Origin of the sequence: Pseudoalteromonas sp. SWXJZ94C, from assembly GCF_015864385.1 — a bacterium.
Lineage (GTDB): Bacteria > Pseudomonadota > Gammaproteobacteria > Enterobacterales > Alteromonadaceae > Pseudoalteromonas.
In genome coordinates this window covers 1-18,979 of the sequence record NZ_JADYXF010000049.1, presented here as the reverse complement: position 1 = coordinate 18,979, position 18,979 = coordinate 1, and the positions used below count along the sequence as shown (strand labels likewise).

The 18,979-nt window shown below is 39.1% G+C and carries 15 protein-coding genes; 8 read left to right on the top strand and 7 right to left on the bottom strand.

Annotation, left to right across the window (positions count from 1 at the left end):
• The first annotated feature begins 127 nt into the window (after positions 1-127).
• Complete coding sequence (locus I6F65_RS17940; protein WP_024613113.1) at positions 128-745, top strand: HAD family hydrolase; 618 nt, start codon at positions 128-130, stop codon at positions 743-745.
• Positions 746-890: 145 nt separating this feature from the next.
• Positions 891-1,616: a YebC/PmpR family DNA-binding transcriptional regulator gene (locus I6F65_RS17935; RefSeq protein WP_024613112.1), complete on the top strand. Its 726-nt coding sequence runs from the start codon at positions 891-893 to the stop codon at positions 1,614-1,616.
• A 218-nt stretch (positions 1,617-1,834) separates the two neighbouring features.
• Here the strand turns inward: I6F65_RS17935 and I6F65_RS17930 are convergent, their stop codons facing one another.
• Positions 1,835-4,024 carry a malate synthase G gene (locus I6F65_RS17930; RefSeq protein WP_197114222.1) on the bottom strand — a complete coding sequence of 730 codons (2,190 nt, stop codon included), beginning with the start codon at positions 4,022-4,024 and terminating at the stop codon, positions 1,835-1,837.
• A 241-nt stretch (positions 4,025-4,265) separates the two neighbouring features.
• Between I6F65_RS17930 and I6F65_RS17925 the strand changes: the two genes are divergently transcribed.
• Positions 4,266-5,867 (top strand): isocitrate lyase, encoded by a 1,602-nt coding sequence (locus tag I6F65_RS17925; RefSeq protein ID WP_166112768.1) that lies wholly within the window; start codon positions 4,266-4,268, stop codon positions 5,865-5,867.
• 560 nt (positions 5,868-6,427) lie between these two features.
• Here the strand turns inward: I6F65_RS17925 and I6F65_RS17920 are convergent.
• The 6 genes from I6F65_RS17920 to I6F65_RS17895 form a co-directional block, all read right to left on the bottom strand.
• The gene (locus I6F65_RS17920; RefSeq protein ID WP_197114220.1) at positions 6,428-8,446 is read right to left on the bottom strand and encodes a S9 family peptidase; all 2,019 of its coding nucleotides are present in this window, start codon (positions 8,444-8,446) and stop codon (positions 6,428-6,430) included.
• 152 nt (positions 8,447-8,598) lie between these two features.
• Positions 8,599-9,333: a 5-oxoprolinase subunit PxpA gene (locus I6F65_RS17915; RefSeq protein ID WP_166112763.1), complete on the bottom strand. Its 735-nt coding sequence runs from the start codon at positions 9,331-9,333 to the stop codon at positions 8,599-8,601.
• 1 nt (position 9,334) lies between these two features.
• Entirely contained in the window at positions 9,335-11,146 is a 1,812-nt protein-coding gene (locus tag I6F65_RS17910) for a glycoside hydrolase family 3 protein (RefSeq protein ID WP_166112760.1), read from the bottom strand.
• A gap of 171 nt (positions 11,147-11,317) precedes the next feature.
• Positions 11,318-12,103 carry a heme ABC transporter ATP-binding protein gene (locus I6F65_RS17905; RefSeq protein WP_166112757.1) on the bottom strand — a complete coding sequence of 262 codons (786 nt, stop codon included), beginning with the start codon at positions 12,101-12,103 and terminating at the stop codon, positions 11,318-11,320.
• The gene (locus I6F65_RS17900; protein WP_197114218.1) at positions 12,103-13,158 is read right to left on the bottom strand and encodes an iron ABC transporter permease; all 1,056 of its coding nucleotides are present in this window, start codon (positions 13,156-13,158) and stop codon (positions 12,103-12,105) included. The genes I6F65_RS17905 and I6F65_RS17900 overlap by 1 nt, the downstream gene beginning before the upstream one ends.
• A gap of 5 nt (positions 13,159-13,163) precedes the next feature.
• Entirely contained in the window at positions 13,164-14,078 is a 915-nt protein-coding gene (locus I6F65_RS17895) for a hemin ABC transporter substrate-binding protein (protein WP_197114216.1), read from the bottom strand.
• A 67-nt stretch (positions 14,079-14,145) separates the two neighbouring features.
• On the opposite strand from I6F65_RS17895, the gene I6F65_RS17890 reads away from it, so the two are divergent.
• From I6F65_RS17890 to I6F65_RS17870, 5 genes are all read left to right on the top strand, one after another.
• Positions 14,146-14,934, top strand: coding sequence for an energy transducer TonB (locus tag I6F65_RS17890; protein WP_166112748.1), 789 nt, complete (start codon positions 14,146-14,148; stop codon positions 14,932-14,934).
• Positions 14,935-14,948: 14 nt separating this feature from the next.
• A complete protein-coding gene (locus I6F65_RS17885) occupies positions 14,949-15,500 on the top strand; it encodes a MotA/TolQ/ExbB proton channel family protein (protein WP_166112745.1) in 552 nt (183 codons plus the stop codon).
• Positions 15,493-15,906 carry a biopolymer transporter ExbD gene (locus I6F65_RS17880; RefSeq protein WP_166112742.1) on the top strand — a complete coding sequence of 138 codons (414 nt, stop codon included), beginning with the start codon at positions 15,493-15,495 and terminating at the stop codon, positions 15,904-15,906. Before I6F65_RS17885 ends, I6F65_RS17880 begins: the two co-directional genes overlap by 8 nt.
• A gap of 138 nt (positions 15,907-16,044) precedes the next feature.
• Positions 16,045-18,138 (top strand): TonB-dependent receptor, encoded by a 2,094-nt coding sequence (locus tag I6F65_RS17875; RefSeq protein WP_197114214.1) that lies wholly within the window; start codon positions 16,045-16,047, stop codon positions 18,136-18,138.
• Between the two features lie 48 nt (positions 18,139-18,186).
• Positions 18,187-18,876, top strand: coding sequence for a ChuX/HutX family heme-like substrate-binding protein (locus tag I6F65_RS17870; RefSeq protein WP_197114212.1), 690 nt, complete (start codon positions 18,187-18,189; stop codon positions 18,874-18,876).
• The last annotated feature ends 103 nt before the right edge of the window (positions 18,877-18,979 follow it).

The following is an 18,979-nucleotide window of genomic DNA, read 5'->3' as shown; positions in this document are numbered from 1 at the left end:
TTGATGTGTTTATCGCATTATTAAAAATATAATTGGTGTCATTTATTCCCATTAGTTGGGTATAAGCAGTAGAGCATTTTATGTTTAAAGTATATTTAATTGATTACTATAAAATTCAAGGATTGATATGACCACTCAGATAGAAGCTATTTATGGTGTTATTTTTGATTTAGATGGGACCTTAGTATCTTCTGAATTAGATTTTTCACTAATAAAGGCACAAATTGGTTGCCCAAGTGAACAAGATTTACTTGATTACATTGCACAGCTTCCTTCCCCTTATATGCGCGAAGAGGCAATGAATATAGTTCATCAGCACGAATTAGTTGATGCGCAGCATGCTCGTATTTTACCTGGCGTAAGCGAAGCGGTAGAAGCATTAAAAGCCAGAGGAATCCCTATGGCTATTGTCACTCGTAATTTTGATAAGGCAGCTGCAATTAAGCTGCAAAATAATCCACTGCCTATTAATACTGTTTTAACAAGAAGTGATGCACCGGCAAAACCAGATCCAAGTGCTTTAAATGCAATTGCCACACTTTGGAATATTAGTGTTGAAAATTTATTATATGTGGGCGATTACCTTTACGATATTCAAGCTGCACATAATGCAAATATGCGCGCGTGTTTATATGCTCCAGAAATAACGCCAACTTATGCAGCTCAAGCTGATTACGTTTTACATGACTTTTTTGAATTAGTGGGATTAGTCGATAGTTATTCAGAAAAAATAGAGTTATGTTAAATAGCGTGCTATTTCATTTATTCTGAAATAAGTATGTAGTTATAAAAGTTTTTATTAATCAAGTTTTGCCCATTGCAGAGCTAGCCCTATACGTTTTGAGTTGGTAAAATACCGCAAAACGTAACGTATTCATTAGAGGCACAAAATGGGCAGAGCATTTGTAGTTCGTCAAAGTTCTATGATCAAAACGGCTAATGCAAAAACAAAAGTAAACTCAAGATATGGTAAAGAGATTTACGTTGCTGCAAAAAATGGCGAACCCGATCCAGAAGTAAATCAAACACTGCGCCGCCTAATCGAAAAAGCAAAAAAAGATCAAGTTCCCGCGCACGTTATCGAAAAAGCAATTGAGAAAGCAGCCGGTGGAGCAGGGGAAGATTACTCTGTTGCACGATACGAAGGTTATGGCCCTGGTAATTGCATGGTTATTGTTGATTGTTTAACCGACAATCCAAATCGTACTATTAAAGACGTACGCTTACCCTTTACTAAAACAGACTCAAAAATTGGCACACCTGGTTGTGTAGCACATATGTTTGATCATTATGCGGTACTTGGCTTTGCGGGCGATGACGACGAAGTTGTATTAGAAGCCTTAATGATGGCAGATGTTGATGTAAGCGATGTTGAAGCCGAGGACGGTAAAGTGTCGGTATTTGCACCACCAACAGAATACTTTAAAGCTAAAACAGCTCTTGAAGGCGCATTTGAAGGCATTAACTTTGAAGTAGACGAAATTACGTTTATTCCTCAAGTTAATATTGAAATTGAAGATGAAGACGTTATTGCTAATTTTGATAAGTTTATAAATATGCTTGAAGATTGTGACGATGTACAAAATATTTATCACAATGCGATTATAAAAAACTAAACCTAAGCTGTTAAAACTATAAAAAAGCGTGTTTTGTGTATGCAAAACGCGCTTTTTTGCGTTTGAATAAATGTTAAATATTCATGCTCGTTATGTTTATTTGAATATATATTTTAAAAATGTCATAAAAGTGCTGTTATTTTAATTTTAGGCGATAAAAAACCAGCTTAAAAGCTGGTTTAGTACTTAACTTGAACTTTAGTTACTTGGTTAAGCAGTTAAAGCGTATTCGTTTTTTGTGCTTTATATTTTATACGGTAACTATGTAGTAATGGCTCGGTGTAACCACTCGGTTGTGTTACGCCTTCTAAAACCAGTGCCGTAGCTGCTTGAAACGCAATGCTATTAGCAAGTGTTTTTTCGTTTGTTGCCATTGGAGTATAGGCATTGTCGTACTCGTTTTGGCCATCTACCACTTTTGCCATTTTAGCCATTGTTGATTTTATTTGTGCCTCAGTGCAAACGCCATGAAGCAGCCAATTAGCCATGTGCTGGCTCGAAATTCGCAGTGTTGCTCTATCTTCCATTAGCCCAATATGATTAATGTCAGGTACTTTTGAGCAGCCTACGCCTTGATCAATCCAACGAACAACATAACCCATAATGCCTTGTGCGTTGTTTTCAAGCTCACTTTGAATATCTTCTTTTGAAAGCGTTTTAGCATCTGCTATTAACGGCGGTGTAAGCAGGTCATTAAGGCTAGCAATAGTACGTTTAGCTATACTTTGCTGCTCAGTAAATACATTTACATCGTGATAATGCATTGCATGAAGCGTAGCCGCAGTAGGGGAGGGCACCCATGCTGTATTAGCCCCCGATTTAGGATGTGCTAATTTTTGCTCCATCATTAATGCCATTTTATCTGGCATTGGCCACATACCTTTACCAATTTGTGCTTTATGGCTTAAGCCACAGGCAAGACCTATATCAACATTACGATCCTCATATGCTTGTATCCATGGTTGCTGTTTAATCTGTGCTTTTGGAAGCACAACGCCCGCTTGCATAGAGGTATGAATTTCGTCGCCTGTTCTATCCAAAAATCCGGTATTTATAAATACAACACGCTCTTTTGCTGCATAAATACAGGCTTTTAGGTTTACAGATGTACGGCGTTCTTCATCCATAATGCCCATTTTAAGCGTGTTTTTAGGCAGGCTTAGCGCTTCTTCTACATGGCTAAATAAAGTGTTAGTAAACGCAACTTCTTCAGGACCATGCATTTTGGGTTTTACTATATTAATACTTTGCGCGCTTGAGTTTTTTATACCTGTTTTTTTATTTAGGTCATGCAATGCCGCAGTTGCAGTAAACATGGCGTCCATAATACCTTCAAATACCGGTTTGCCGTGTAGGTCGGTAATCGCAGGGTTAGTCATTAAATGCCCAACGTTTCTTACAAACATCATGCTGCGACCTTTTAAAGTAACCGTTCCACCATCGAGCGCGGTGTATATTCGGTCATTTTGAAGTGTGCGCTCTATTGTTTTATCACCTTTTTTAAACGATTCAACTAAGTTACCTTGCATTAAACCAAGCCAGTTTTTATAAACTTGTACTTTATCTTCTGCGTCGACCGCTGCTACCGAATCTTCACAATCCATAATAGTTGTCAGTGCTGCTTCTAGTACTACATCTTTTAAACCGGCTTTATCTGCTTGACCAATAAGATGGTGATGATCAATGTGTAGCTCTATGTGTAAATCATTGTTTTTTAGTAGTACTACAGTGGGGTTTTGCGCTTCACCTTGATAACCTATAAGTTGCGATGGGTTAGCTAATGTAGTTTGAGAGCTATCTCGTAAAGTGATTGATAGTGCGCCATCAACTACTGAGTAGTTAGTACTTTCTATATGCGACCCATTTTTAAGTGGCAGTGCTTTATCTAAAAACTGGCGAGAGTAAGCCATTACTTTAAAGCCACGCACTGGATTGTAGGTATTGCCTTTTTCTGCACCATCATCTTCGCTTAGTACATCGGTACCGTATAAGGCATCGTATAACGAACCCCAACGCGCGTTAGCGGCATTAAGTGCAAAGCGTGCGTTGCTTACAGGCACAACCAACTGAGGACCTGCTGTAAGAGCTACTTCGGGCTCTACATTTTGGGTTTCAATCTCAAAGTTGGCAGGCTCTTTTACTATGTAGCCAATATCTTGCAAAAAGGCATGGTACTTAACGCTATCCCACGTTTTATTCGCTAAATGATAGTTATCTATTTGTTGTTGTAGTAACTCGCGCTTTTCAAGGAGCTCATTGTTTATAGGGGTAAGTGTTTGCACAATGCTGGCAAAGCTTTGCCAAAACTGCTGCTCATTTAAATGGGTGCCAGGTAATAATTGGTTTTTAACAAAGTCAGCGAGTTGTGTGTCTACGCTTAAACCTGAGTGTGTGAGAGTGTGGGTCATAATTGCCTTCCTTAAACGGTCGCTGTGTTGTTGTGCGCTTGTGCGTTAAGTCAACAATAACTCAAAAAGGCAATGTTGAGTGCTTTTTAGCCATTCACAAAATGTATAGCCACAATAACAACTATAAATTTACTAAATCTAGAAAAGGAGCCTAATGTTGAATTAAGCGCTACGGAGCACACACTCCTAGCCACTCTCACAACATTAAAATAATTTACACACTCGTTCGAAGGATTTTATTATGACAACATATCAACGCGAAACAGACACACTTTCTACTCTTTGCCAATCACAAGGCAGCGCATGGAAAGCCATTAACCCTGAATACGCAAGCCGTATGCGTTTACAAAACCGTTTTCGAACTGGGATTGATATTGCGCAATACACAGCAGATGTAATGCGTGAAGATATGGCTGCATACGACGCCGATACAAGCCTATACACACAGTCTTTAGGGTGTTGGCACGGTTTTACTGCACAGCAGATGATGATGGCTATTAAGCGCCATCAAAAAACAACTAAACGCAGCTATGTATACTTAAGTGGTTGGATGGTTGCAGCGCTTCGCTCTGCATTTGGTCCACTACCTGATCAAAGCATGCACGAAAAAACATCGGTACCTGCGCTAATTGAAGAAATTTACACATTTTTAAAGCAAGCCGATGCACGTGAATTAGACCACTTGTTTAACGATCTAGATGCGGCAAAAGCAAGTGGCGGTGATGTTAAAGCTGTTATTGATAAAATAGATAACTTTGAAACCCATGTTGTGCCAATCATTGCTGATATTGATGCCGGTTTTGGTAACGAAGAAGCAACTTACTTACTGGCTAAAAAAATGATTGAAGCCGGTGCATGTGCAATTCAAATAGAAAACCAAGTATCTGACGCTAAACAATGTGGTCACCAAGCAGGTAAAGTTACTGTGCCGCATGAGGATTTTTTAGCAAAAATTAACGCAGTACGTTACGCCTTTTTAGAACTCGGTATTGATAACGGTATTATTGTGGCGCGTACTGATTCATTAGGTGCCAGCCTTACTCAAAAAGTACCGGTGTCGCAAACACCAGGTGACTTAGCAAGCCAGTACAATGCATTTTTAGAAACCACACCAATTAACGGTGTTGATGATTTAAATGAAGGCGACACAGCAATGAAAATTAATGGTCAGCTATGTAAACCAACTCGCCTAGATAACGGCTTATTTCAGTTCCGCGAGGGCACAGAAAAAGACCGCGTAGTACTAGATTGTATTACGAGCTTGCAGTCGGGCGCCGATTTACTGTGGATTGAAACAGAAAAACCGCATGTTAAACAAATAGCAGAGCTGGTAAATCGGGTTAAAGAGCACGTACCAAATGCAAAACTGGTATACAACAACTCACCTTCGTTTAACTGGACGCTTAAGTTTCGTGAGCAAGTTTACCAAGAATGGGCTGATGAAGGTCGTGATCTTAGCGCTTACCCAAGTATTACTGATAATAAAGGGCTTATGGCACCAGAAATGGATGCAACAGAGCTTGCGCAAGCTGCCGACTTATTAGTGCAAAACTTCCAGCGTGATGGTGCACGTGAAGCCGGTATTTTTCACCACTTAATAACCTTACCTACATACCATACAGCAGCATTAAGCACTGATATTTTATCTGAGGGTTACTTTGGCGATATGGGAATGCTAGCTTATGTACGTGATGTACAGCGCCAAGAGATTCGTCGTGAACAAGCATCGGTTAAACACCAAGACTTAGCGGGATCTAATATGGGCGATACACACAAAGAGTATTTTTCTGGTGATAACGCGCTAAAAGCCGGTGGTGAAGATAACACCATGAATCAATTTTAACTTCCTAACTAGATAGTGTTACTCAAGGGCCATTAGGCCCTTTTTTATTGTTTTAATCATTATGAGATCAGATTTTAACTAACATGACTCTTGTTGGATCACGATTTAACTAACGTAGGCGATTTTTAGATCAGAGTTTAACTAACCTTACTGTAAACCCCATTTTCGGCTTATATAGGAAGTAAAATAGTGCCAAATAGCTTAAAAAATATCGATAAGTTACTGATTTTTAGTTTATGGCTTTAAAATACTAAATTTATAAACCGATTTTTTACTAACTTAGCTACGTCACAAAACAACATTTTACTAACTGAAAGGCTATAAACAGTAGCTCAAACCGATTTTTTACCAACTCAAAGTTGTTAAAACGCTATAAACCGAAATTTTACCAACTCAACTACATATTGAATCTTGTATTTGAGGTTATACTTATTTAAATTAATTAATATGATAAAACTGTAAACCCCCTTTACAGTTTTATGACCATAAAAAAGCCACTTAAAATAAAGTGGCTTTTCTGTTTTTACTATTTAATTAAAGAGTAAAAAATGTAATTTTAACTATTTAGTGTGTTTATCAAACCACCATTGAATATAGGCAACTTTGGTCATTAAGTTTGATGGGCGGGTTGTAATACCATGCGATGCATTAGGAATACGCACCATTGCAGTATCAACACCTTGTAGTTTTAATGCTTGATAAAACTGCTCAGTTTCTGAAATTGGTGTACGGTAGTCAGATTCTCCAGTGAGCAACATAGTAGGGGTTTTAACGTTACCAACATAGCTAATAGGTGAGCGCTTCATGTAATGCTCAATGTGATCCCATGGTTTTCCTGGAAACCAGTAATCAGCAAAAAACGGGTAAAAATCGGCAGTTAGTACAAAGCTGATCCAATTAATAACAGGCTTAGCAACTACAGCTGCAGCAAAGCGATCGGTATGACCTACAATCCAAGCTGTTAATACACCGCCGCCAGAGCCTCCGGTTACAAACAATTTAGACTCATCAATAAAGCCTTTCGCTATTAGCGCATCAACGCCTGTCATTAAGTCATCAAAATCGTTACTTGGGTAATTGTGATGAATAGTTTGTGCAAACTCTTTACCGTATGAATCGCTGCCACGTGGGTTCATGTATAAGACGACATTTTCTTTGGCTGCAAACAGTTGAATTTCGGCGCTAAAGTGTGGACCGTAATTAGCTACTGGACCACCATGTATTTCTAGTATTAGCGGGTATTTTTTACTGCTATCAAATTTTGGCGGGTAGGCAATCCAACCTTGAATAGGTAGCTCATCATGACTTGATTTAATCCAAATTTCTTCCACTTTGGCGAGTTGCTTACTACCTAGTGCATCTTTATTAAGCGTAGTTAAGCGCTGTGCTTTACCGCGTTTAATAGTTGCTATATCTGCAGGGCGCTGAGTATCGGCAAGGGTAAAGGCTACTTCGCCATCTTCGCTTACATCAAAGTCGCCACCAGAATAAGGGCGACCAAAGGCAACACTGCCAATTTGAGTTGTTATTATTTTACGCTTGCCACTGCGTGGTTGATAGGCGAGGGCAGTTTGACCTTTATCTGCGTAGCTAAAGTACACGCCTTTTGAGTTTGCACTCCATTTTATTTGTCCTACGCTACGGTCAAAATTAGGCGTTAAACTTGTTGTGTTACCTGTTTTAAAATCACGAATATAAAGCTGAGTGTTTTCGTAGTTAGTGCGTTTATCATCGTAACCTGTGTACGCTAAGTAGCGACCATCTGGAGATACTTTAGGCTGCTCGTCAGGTCCGTTTCGGTCTGTAACTTTAGTTATATTTTGTGCGGCTAACTCGAGCTGATAGATTTCACTGTTTGTGGGTTTTAGCTGGTTGTTTATGTGCCTGTTTGCAGAAAAATAAAGCGATTTACCATCGTTGCTAAAACTTACATCGCCTGCGTTATCAAATTCATCATTAGTTAGTTGTGTGGCATTACCACCATTAGCATCAATCGAAAATAATTGGCTAAAGCCCTTTTGTGTGTAACCGCCACCATCTGAACGGTAGTAAACATCATCAATAAATTTAGCAGGCTCTGCCCATGTGGCACCTTTTGGTTTACCCGGTAAGCTCACTGGCGCTGAAGTAGCGCTTGGAACAAACATGCTAAATATTAATTGGTTAGAATCAGGGCTCCATGTAATCGCTCGTGGGCTAGCGGTTAAGTTACTAATTTTTGCCATAGCACCTGTTTTAAGCCATTTTATATATATTTGGCTGCTACCATCGCGAGTTGATATAAACGCAAGGCGTTGACCATCAGGAGAGAGTACTGGCGAATAATCCATATGCACGCCAGAGGTTAGCGGCTGCATTTGTTTAGTTTTGTAATCAACAGACCAAATGTTACCTACTTTGCGATCTGTTTTTATATCCATACGATTACGCACAAAGTAAACGGTTTTACCGTCTTCGGTTATATCTATCTGATTCGCATATTCTAAATTAAACACATCTTGCAGCTGTAGAGTATTTGTTTCAGCGTAGGCTAAATTGCTACAACCTAAAACGAGGCTAAGTGTTAAAAGCTTTTTCATTTTTATCCCTGTTGTTATTTTTTAATTTGCTAAGTAGTTATATGTTAGGGATTATTAAATTAACAGTAGGATGCGATGAAGCTCTTATTTAACTCTATGAGTTAAAGCTGTAAAGGGGGTTTACAGCTTATATTAAGGATTGTGATAAAAGCCTAATTTACTGATTCACAAAGTGCTTTTATATCTTTTATAAGCGCTATGCCATCGGCGTTGTCGCCATGTACACATAAGCTATGTGCGTTGAGTGTTAGTTTTTTTCCTGTTTGCGTTGTCACGCTACCATCAGATAAAAGCTGAGTAACTTGCTCTAGTAATGCCGCTTTGTTATGAACGCTGCCCTCAATTTTTCGTGAAACTAAATGCCCGTCGTCGGTGTACTGTCTGTCGGCAAATGCCTCGAGTATTAGCTCAACTCCTGAATCTTTAGCTATTTTAATGTGCTTATTGGCATTTTTAGTCGCTAAAACCATTAGTTTTAAATCTGTTGGGTAGCTGGCAATTGCATTTATAACGGTTTGTAATATTTGCTCATCAGCCATCATGTCGTTATAAAGTGCGCCGTGCGGTTTAACATAGCTAAGTGTTAAACCTTGCACTTTTGCCATCCCTTCAATAGCGGCTATTTGATAATGCAGGCAATTTGTAAGCTCTTTTTCGCTAAGTACCATTGAGCGCCTACCAAAGCCCTGCTTATCTGGATAACTTGGATGAGCGCCAATTTGTACGTTATGCTGCTTGGCAAGTACAAGAGTGTTTGCCATTACGTCGGCATCACCTGCATGGAACCCACACGCAATATTAGCCATATCAATATGTGGCATTACGTCATCGTCTAGCCCCATTTTCCACGCGCCAAAGCTTTCGCCTAAATCACAATTGAGTTTCATATTAGTGCGCCTTTTGCGGTTTTATTGTGACAGGTAATACGCCGTTAGCCGGTGCTTCTCCTAGTAACACTTTTGCAAGTGCGGTAAAAGCAGGACCAGATACAATATCATTTTTATCTACATCAATATTATATGCATACGATGCAAGTACAGCATTTGCATAATCGCCAAATTTAGCAATGTCGTAAGGGGCTCTTAGGCTTATAAAAACAGTGCTTTTGTTTTCCTCTTTTGCCACTTTTAATAATGACTCAAGTGCTTTTGGCTGCTCTGCATTATTAAGCGCAAAATTAGGATCGTCTTTTAAATCATCCATACCGCCAATTTCTACTGCACTTTGATTCGGCGTTGCATTGCCGGCTATAACTACATCAGCAGCGTGTATTTGTGCTTTTGCGAGTTCAGGGTTAAACCCTTGTAGGCTGCTACAGGTATAGTTTAGTTTTTGCTGGCTGATAGCTTCAATCGCTTGCTGCATTGCCATACATTTACGCGTGTCGGGCATAATAATATGAACATTACTTCCTGCTTTTAAATTGAGCGGCAAAGTACTGTTATTATTTTTAACTTGCGTTATTGCCTCTACAGCAAGCTGCGCTTCTATTTCACGATGTGCTGCACTGCCAATTGTTTGCTTAGCATTTATGAGCGCGGTAATAGGGTCAAAATTAGTGCTTAATCTAAATTTATTTTTAAGTGTAATTATACGCTGTGCAGATTGTGCTATTTCTTGCTCATCAAGTTGGCTTGATTTAACCGCTGCAACAAGCTCTTTAATAAGGGCATCGAGCTTGTTTAAATCATCCGGTGTTCTTATTTCAAAGGGCATTAGGGCAATGTCAGCCCCAGCCGCAAACGTATTTATTACCGCTTGAGTTGGTGTGAAAAAGTTACTAATGCCAGCCATATCAAGTGCATCGGTTACTACAACACCTTGGTAATTAAGCTCACCACGTAAAATGTCAGTAATGATTGCGCGCGACATTGTTGCCGGTTTTATCATAGTTTTGCCATTAACACTTACAAACGTTGTGCTATCGAGCGCGGGATATTGAATATGCGCCGTCATTATCATGCCTGGATTTTGCTTGGCGATAATATGTTTAAACGGTGCTAAATCTTGCTCGTAAATAACCTCTTTTGCATGGTTTACTTTAGGCAAACCTGTATGGCTATCTACGTTTGTATCGCCGTGGCCTGGAAAGTGCTTTAACGAGGTAATAACGCCGTTGTTCTCAAATCCTGCAACCTGTGCGGCGCCTAATTTACTCACTAATGCTGGGTTTTCACCAAACGAACGTACGTTAATAACAGGGTTGTCGGGGTTCATGTTTACATCAACCGTGGGTGCGTAGTTTACATTGATACCCAGCGAATTTAGCTCTTTAGCTATAACAGTTGCTGTTTTTGTCGCAAAGCTTGTTCCGTGTTTTTTGTATGTTGCGCCAATCGACATATTACCGGTAAATGAGGTAGCAACATCGCGGGGTAAACGTGCTACACGTCCGCCTTCTTGATCTATAGATATAAATAGCGGCAGCTTACTACTGGACTTACTTGCAGCTGTTTGCAATTGGCTATTAAGCGTAATGGTTTGTTCTATCGATTGGGTGTTTTCAGAAAATAAAATAACCCCACCAATATCGTATTTTGCAATAGCGACGGCAAGCTCATTAGGTAACTCGGTCATTGGAGTTCGGCATTTATTACTTACTCCTTGCTGGCAAAAGTAGCGAAAGTCGAGTATTAGCTTTTGTCCAAGTTGTTGTTCAAGAGAAAGCACGGGTTTAGCAAACGAGGATTGTAATGGCATTAAGCACCCAGATAAAAAAACGATAGACGATACAATACACTTATTTAGCAAAACACACTCCAAGGCTAAAAAGTAGATAAGTGTATGCAGCTTATCTACTTTTTGGTGTAACTGCAAAGCCATACGCCAAGTGTTTTTACAAGCTTAATAGGTGCTTAAGGTGTGTATTTATTAGTAGCTTATTTGTATGTGGGGGAGCATATTTGGCGAGCTGGTATTTAGCTTAGCATTAATATTATAAACGTGTTTAAGGCGCTTTGTTGTTAGTACGTCCTTTGGTGAGCCTGCTGCTTCAATAACTCCGTTATTGATCATATAAATTCTATCTGCAAAACTCGCCGCTAATGACAGGTCGTGTATAACGGCTATAACACCAGCCCCTTGCAGTGCAATACTTTTAGCTTGAGCCATTACATCGTACTGATGAAAAATATCTAAGCTTGATGTTGGCTCGTCTATTAATAAATAAGCTGGTTTGTTTGCTTTTAAACAAGGTTGAATTTGGCAAAGTACGCGGGCTAATTGCACGCGTTGCTTTTCTCCCCCAGATAACTGCGTAAAAGTATGATTTTTTAAATGAGTAATGCCTAGCGCTTGCATTGTTTGGTTTGAAAATGCCTTTAAAGCGTGTTGGCTAAACTGTGTTTGGTGTGCAAAATGTGCCATATCAACAACTTCATTTACGGTAAAAGGGAAGTCGAGTTCATAACTTTGAGTGAGCACTGCGCGGCACATAGCTAAGCTTTCTACAGAATATGTATGCAGCGGTTGATCGTTAAGTGTAATGCTACCTTGTGCTAATTTTATATCGCCGCATAGTGCCTTTAATAATGACGATTTACCCGCGCCATTTGGCCCAATAATAACGACAACTTCTTTTGGTTTTACATAAAAATCTACATTACTTAATAAGCATTTAGAGCCAACGCTTGCTGATATATTGTTAGCGCACAACATTAGTGGCTCCTTTGTTTGTAGGTTTTTAATAGCATAAGTAAAAAGAATGGACCGCCAATTGCGCTAGTAATTAAACCAATAGGAAGTTCTGCTGGAAGCATTACTGTGCGCGCGAATAAATCGGCAAGGCTAAGCAGTAATGCACCGCCTAAAATACTTGCTGGCATTAAATACCGATGATCGGGTCCTAATATTAATCTCACTATGTGCGGCACAATAAAGCCAACAAACCCAATTATGCCTGTTATTGAAACAGCCGCTCCAGTGCACAAAGCTGTGCAGATAAAAACTTGTTTTTTAAGGCGCGTAACGTTTATGCCTAAATGCTTGGCCTGCATTTCGCCTAATAAATATAAGTTAAGTGGTTTAGCGAGGCGTATTAATAGTGCAATGCTAATTATAATTGCACAAAGCGAGGGGATCATCATTGCAAAATGATTACCAGCAAGTGATCCCATACTCCAAAATGTTAGATCGCGAAGTTGTTGCTCGTTACTAATTAAAGTTAGCCCACCAATAAATGATCCAACAATTGCATTTACGGCTATTCCTGCAAGTAATAAGCTAATAATGGTAAATTGCCCACTGTGAGCGCTTAATCTATAAATAAATGCGCATACGGCAATGCATCCAAAAAACGCACCAACAGGTACAGCGTAAACGCCAAGTGTATTACTAAAGTCAGCAAATAAAGTGGTGCCTAATACAATGGTTGCTACCGCGCCGAGTGCCGCGCCGCTCGATACGCCAATTAACCCAGGATCGGCTAATGGGTTTCTAAAAATAGCTTGCATAGCCGCGCCACAAGCAGCTAATCCGGCTCCTACTACCATTGCTAATATAATGCGAGGTAAACGGATTTGCCAAATAATTGCATTTTTTAAACTGTCGCTTTCAAGATTATTAACAATAGCGATAATTTCGCTAAAACTTAAGCTAACGCCTCCTTTGCTAAGTGCTATAAAAAACATTAAAACACAGGCTAAAAATAAACACGGAATAGCCATTTTTCGCTGTTTATTTTGAGTTAGTACAGTGCTACCTAGTGCCAACATATTACTTACTCACTTAGCGCAGGCGTAGTTTCAGATGTTTTAGCAAACCTGAATTTATAACCTGCAGGCAATTTAGCCTTTGGATGCAATACGCTTGCAAGCTCTACTACTGCTTGTGGGGTACGTGGTCCCATTCCTAGCAAGTAGCTCCCATCAAAGCTATAAACTTGCTTATTTTTAGCCGCATTAGAAAACTTAAAATGATCTAACTTAGTAATATTGGTCAGCGGATCATCGCCATGGCGACCCATAGTAATAATAACATCGGGATTAAATGCTAATGCCGCTTCGGTTGAAAGTGGTTTCCAGTTATCTAATTGCTTGGCGACTATATTAATACCGCCAGCGGCGTTAATTAATTCATTTGCAGAAGTATGTGCACCGGCAACAATGGGTTGTCCGCTGCGTACACTTAAAATAAATAATACACGAGGCTTATAATCTGATTGCGATAAAACATAGTGCAGTGCGTCTCTATCGGCTTTTAAGCTATTTGCTAAGGCTTGACCTTTAGCAGGTACATTTAGTAATTCTGCAACATGGTTTATTTTATTTTCGATACCTAAAAAATTATCTTCGTCTGAAAGAATAACCATATTAACGCCCGTACTTTGCAGTTGCGTAACTACTTTTTTAGGGCCTGTATCGGCTTCTCCTAAAACAAGATCTGGGGTTAAAGAAAGTATGCCCTCGGTACTTATTTTTCGTACGTAACCTATTTGTGGTTTTTGTTTTGCGGCGACGGGAAATACACTTGTACTATCTACACCTACAATTCTGCTTTGTTCGTCAAGCGCATAGATTATTTCGGTTATTGATCCCCCTGATACAACGATCCTTTGTGGGTTTGGCTCAGCAGCTTTTGCTAAACCTGTTGTTAACAAGCTTATGACGACTAAATATACAAATAGGGGTTTCATAACAAATCCGATGTTGGTACTATAAGTTAATGCAAATACTAACAGTTATCATTTATATTTAATAGTTATGAAGTTTATTATTTTTGTTTTTTGCTCCGCACTTATTCACTTTATTGGTTTATTTATACAAACCGAAACGGATACACCTATTACATTTTTAGAAGGTCAAAAAGCCGATAGGGTATCTATAAATTTGATTAATTCGCAACCAGTTATAAGCCAAAGTCCAGCTCCAAAGGCAAGTGTGCAACCTGTATCAGCAGTTAAACCTACGCTAAACACTGAATTTTCGGGAGAAAAGCAGCACGTAAGTAAAGTAGTGAAGCCAGATGATAAACCCGTAACTAAGCCTGTTATTAAAAAAGAACTTTCTAAAGTAAAACCGCAATTAAAGCCGATGGTTAATCAGGAAGTAGTACTTAAAAATGAGCTTGTAGTAAATAACTCAGCACAAAGTGAAAAACCGCCAGAACCTAAAATACCAGATACCAAAGCTGACTCGGTTAAAGCTCCTGCACCAATGTCCTCTGCTGCTAAATTAAGTGAGCAAAACTCTGCAACGAGTCAGTTAGTAAAAATAGCCACATTACCTTTATTTAAAGCGCCAAAACCGGCTTTATCTTACCCATTACGCGCAAAAAAAAGAGGTTACGAAGGTATTGCTATGCTGCAAATAGAGCTCAATAAAAATGGCGAAATTGCCAAGCTTACACTGTTAAAAAGCAGCGGTTTTGCTGAGCTTGATAAAGCTGCACTCAATAATGTAGCGCAATGGCAGTTTTATCCAGTGTTAAAAAACAACCATCCAATAAAAGCATTGTTTAGCGTACCAATTAAGTTTTCGTTAAACGCATAATTAAGAGTATTCAAATGGAATCTGTATTTAATGCCATTGGCGTAATGGCTTGGCCATTATTGTGTTTATCAATAATTGCATTGGCTATTGTACTAGAGCGCAGTTACGTACTTGTATTTGCTAAGTGGCAGTTACAACAGCACAAGGCAGGGAGTAGCCAATTTGCAAGCGCACTTAAAAGCAGGCAACAACAACCCAGTGAGCAGCGCTTACAGTGGTGCCAATTATATTTGCAAGATTGTGTAGTTAATTGGCGTAAGCGATTAAATATGCTTAGTTTACTCGCCTCTTTAAGCCCATTAATGGGATTGTTAGGAACCGTATGGGGGTTGGTGGTGATGTTTAAAAATATTGCACAAACAAATCAAGCCGTTACTCCTGCATTATTAGCAGATGGATTGTGGGAAGCTATGTATTCAACTATGGCCGGGTTGGTTATCGCTATTCCGTGTTTATTAGCCAGTGGATTATTAAACGGTTTACTTGATGGGCTGCAAAATGAATTTACGCGAATTATTAATCACTTAAATTATAAATTTACATTTAACGAACTTCCTCATGCTTGAGCTACCAACAACCAATTCAAAAACAGTTTTATTACCCGATTTAACTGCTTTATTAGATGTACTGTTTATTTTATTGGTGTTTTTATTGCTCACCGCAGCAGTAAAATTAAACATGCTTGATGTCACGTTGCCTGACACCGGCAAAAACACGAGCACACCGGTGCAACAGGCTGATGTACAGGTACTAAGTGTACGTATACATAATGGCAAAGCACAATATGGACTCGAACAACAATTATATGACTCCCTAAGTAGCGCCATAGCAGGGTTAAAAGTAGTAAAGCAAGATATTCCTCTTTATTTAGCGGTTGATGAGCAAGTACCAAGTGGAGATCTTGTTGCATTGTTAGCGGCACTTTCAGCAGAAAAATATCAAATTGCAAATATTTTAGTTAAAAGCGAGTGATAATTATTATCATTTAAGTGTTATTTTGTTATAGTGCATCCGCTTTAGGTTACTAGGGGCTACGGCTAAAGCGTTATGTAACTAAACACTGACTAAGTGCTGTGTTTAAACTAAATAAAACTATAAATGGAGTTAATTATGCGCCTTTCAAAACTGGCTTTATGTATTGCCAGCGTTTCAATGCCTCTTATGGCTGCTGAGCCTGAAATAACAAACAGTTCAGACACACAAACCCCAGTAACAGCATTAGATGCCGTAACAGTAACAGCTACGCGTACCGAAAAATCAGCTTTAAATTCAGCCCAAGCAGTTAACGTTATTACCGAACAACAAATAGAGCGAGTACTTGCCAGTACTTTATTTGACAGCCTAACTAATGTTCCTAATGTTACATCAACGGGTGGACCTAGAAGTGGGGGTCAAAAATTTAGCGTACGAGGCTTTAGTGATGCTGAAGATGTATTAATAAGTGTAGACGGCGCTATTCAAACTTTTGAAAAGTATAGAATGGGTAGCTTTTTTTCAGACCCTGAACTTTATCGCTCTGTGAGCATAAAGCGCGGACCAAGTACGGTGTTACATGGCGGTGGCGCACTTGGTGGCGTGGTAGAAATGGAGCTTAAAGATGCGAGCGACTTTTTAGCCCCTAACGAAAAAGCGGGCGCCAAGGTTAAGCTTGGGCACCATGGTAATAATAATGAAAATAACGGTACAGTTTACGCCTATGCCAGACCAACTGAGTCACTTGATTTAGTTGCCGCTTATGTAAAAAGAAGCAGTGACGATTTTGAATTATCAAATGGTGAAACACTTGATAACTCTGGTATTGAAGCCGAATCGTTATTACTTAAAGGTGAATATTACTTAAATGAAGACTCCCTTATAGGGATTTCTTATACAAAAAGTGAAGACAGCCAACGAACTGAGTTTAACACTACCGATCCTGGTGCGTGGGGAACCGTTTATAGAACCATAGAGCAATCAGTTACTAATTTAAGTTACGAGCTTAACCCTGCAAATAACCCTTATGTAAATCTAAATGCGCGTTTTGGTTATAGCCAAAGCCATGTTACTGAGAGCGATGGGTCGGGTACGTTAAAAGATTTTATTGGCATAGCCTCTAATTACGAATACAACATAGCTACATTAGATATAGCAAACACTTCGGTACTTAATAAACATACTTTAACGTATGGGGTTCAATATTCAGATAAAGAACGTGTTGGCTCAAAGCTAAGTTACCCTTGCCTTAATTTAGACTTTCAAACATATGAGTGTATTGAATACGCAAACGATGCTGTACAAGATGAAATAACGTCTCAACCAGGCGGCACGCAAAAGCGCTTAGGTGTTTACATTCAAGATGAATTTACATGGCAAGCACTTACACTAACGGGTGGGCTACGTTTTGAAAAATACAAGACAACAGCAACCTCAAACTTTAATGCGTTATTTAGCGAGTTAGATACCGAAACAGAGCACTCTCAAGTTGTACCCGCTATTACAGCTAATTATCAATTAAATAAACAATTCGCTATTTTTGCAAGTTATCAAGAAGGGTTTAGAGCACCATTAATAGATGAATTGTACGACCAATACAGTGGTCGCGATCCGGCTTTAGACCTGCAAGTAGAAAAAAGCAGTAATAAAGAAGTTGGCGTAAGTTATCAAACGCTCAATGTGTTTACTAATAGAGATGCGCTAACGGCTCGTTTTATTTACTTTGATATAGATGTGGATGATGAAATTCAATCAGACACAAGCAACACAACTAACCCTTCACCGTCTCCACGTTATAGCAATATTGGCGACAATCAGCGCGATGGTATTGAGTTTGAGGTTAATTATGCTCACACCATTGGTTATGCCAACCTCTCTTACAGCACTATTTCAGGAGAGGACGAAAATAATGAATCTTTGTGGTATTTACCTGCTGATAAATTAGCGCTTGATGCTGGTTTAAACTTTTTTGACGATACCGTTAAAACAGGCCTTAGTATTCAAAATATTGATAAGCGTACTGTGTTTGTTAGTGGTAACGAGGAGCAACAAAAAGGTTATACATTAATAGGAATGAATGCTAGTTGGGATATAAACAAGAGCTGGAACGCACGGGTCGCTATTGATAATTTATTTGATAAAGAATACCAGGTAATAGCAGGCACCGGCGGTGGAATTGGTGATTACGGTGTAGGTCGTAATATTAAAACCCAAGTTAGCTTTAGATTTTAAATTGCTGCTGCAGCATTTGGTGTGTTGCAGCTTTTTTAGGAGCATATAATGAACACGTTACTCAATCAATACCAAGCCTTAAAAGTAGAACAACCGACTATTAAAGCGGTTGATGCCGCTTTAAAACTAGCTACTTCCGAAGCACAATTAGTTGCTGCACAAGTAGGCATTAGCGCAATTAAACTCGATATAAACCATATCGAAAGCATACTTAAAGGTTTAAAAAAACTTGAGCATGTGATGGCAATGACTCGAAACGAGCTTGTTGTAAACGAAATTAAAGGTTGTTACGAGAAGCTTTATACATCTGAGCGTAACAATCAGAAAATGGCGATAGCTATAAACCCAGGTGGAATAGACCTAAGACTATTTTTATATAAATGGGCGAGTGTATTCGCCGTTAAGCTAAATAACATGGTAAGTATTCAGTGTTTTGACAAGCACGGTCGAGCTGTTCATAAAATATTTAGTACAGAGCAAACCAATTTAACTGCATACGATGCATTAATTAATAAGTACAGCGACAACGAGCAAAGCACTACTTTAACTGTCGAGCCAAAAGCTATAGATGAATTAAAATTTAAGCCTCTAGAGGCTATTAATGTAACGGGCTTTTTAAAAGCGTGGGAAAACCTTCAAGATGTGCATCATTTTCCTGCATTGTTAACCGAATTTGAAATAGGTAGAACACAAGCTCTTGAGCTAGCACAGCCTCATAGGTTGGATCTTAAGGAATAAAACTTGAAAACATGCTCTGAATTTGATCTGATAGTAATCGCCAAACCACTATCTATCCCAAAAGCAGAGCATGAATAAATATAATACTGAGTTAAACAAAATA

Bases quoted from the DNA above. Each gene is read 5' to 3' on its own strand.
- I6F65_RS17885 (WP_166112745.1), top strand. From the start codon at position 14,949: ATGGAATCTGTATTTAATGCCATTGGCGTAATGGCTTGGCCATTATTG.
- I6F65_RS17870 (WP_197114212.1), top strand. From the start codon at position 18,187: ATGAACACGTTACTCAATCAATACCAAGCCTTAAAAGTAGAACAACCG.
- I6F65_RS17915 (WP_166112763.1), bottom strand. From the start codon at position 9,333: ATGAAACTCAATTGTGATTTAGGCGAAAGCTTTGGCGCGTGGAAAATG.
- I6F65_RS17875 (WP_197114214.1), top strand. From the start codon at position 16,045: ATGCGCCTTTCAAAACTGGCTTTATGTATTGCCAGCGTTTCAATGCCT.
- I6F65_RS17925 (WP_166112768.1), top strand. From the start codon at position 4,266: ATGACAACATATCAACGCGAAACAGACACACTTTCTACTCTTTGCCAA.
- I6F65_RS17920 (WP_197114220.1), bottom strand. From the start codon at position 8,446: ATGAAAAAGCTTTTAACACTTAGCCTCGTTTTAGGTTGTAGCAATTTA.
- I6F65_RS17905 (WP_166112757.1), bottom strand. From the start codon at position 12,103: ATGTTGTGCGCTAACAATATATCAGCAAGCGTTGGCTCTAAATGCTTA.
- I6F65_RS17940 (WP_024613113.1), top strand. From the start codon at position 128: ATGACCACTCAGATAGAAGCTATTTATGGTGTTATTTTTGATTTAGAT.
- I6F65_RS17910 (WP_166112760.1), bottom strand. From the start codon at position 11,146: ATGCCATTACAATCCTCGTTTGCTAAACCCGTGCTTTCTCTTGAACAA.
- I6F65_RS17935 (WP_024613112.1), top strand. From the start codon at position 891: ATGGGCAGAGCATTTGTAGTTCGTCAAAGTTCTATGATCAAAACGGCT.
- I6F65_RS17930 (WP_197114222.1), bottom strand. From the start codon at position 4,024: ATGACCCACACTCTCACACACTCAGGTTTAAGCGTAGACACACAACTC.
- I6F65_RS17900 (WP_197114218.1), bottom strand. From the start codon at position 13,158: ATGTTGGCACTAGGTAGCACTGTACTAACTCAAAATAAACAGCGAAAA.
- I6F65_RS17890 (WP_166112748.1), top strand. From the start codon at position 14,146: ATGAAGTTTATTATTTTTGTTTTTTGCTCCGCACTTATTCACTTTATT.
- I6F65_RS17895 (WP_197114216.1), bottom strand. From the start codon at position 14,078: ATGAAACCCCTATTTGTATATTTAGTCGTCATAAGCTTGTTAACAACA.
- I6F65_RS17880 (WP_166112742.1), top strand. From the start codon at position 15,493: ATGCTTGAGCTACCAACAACCAATTCAAAAACAGTTTTATTACCCGAT.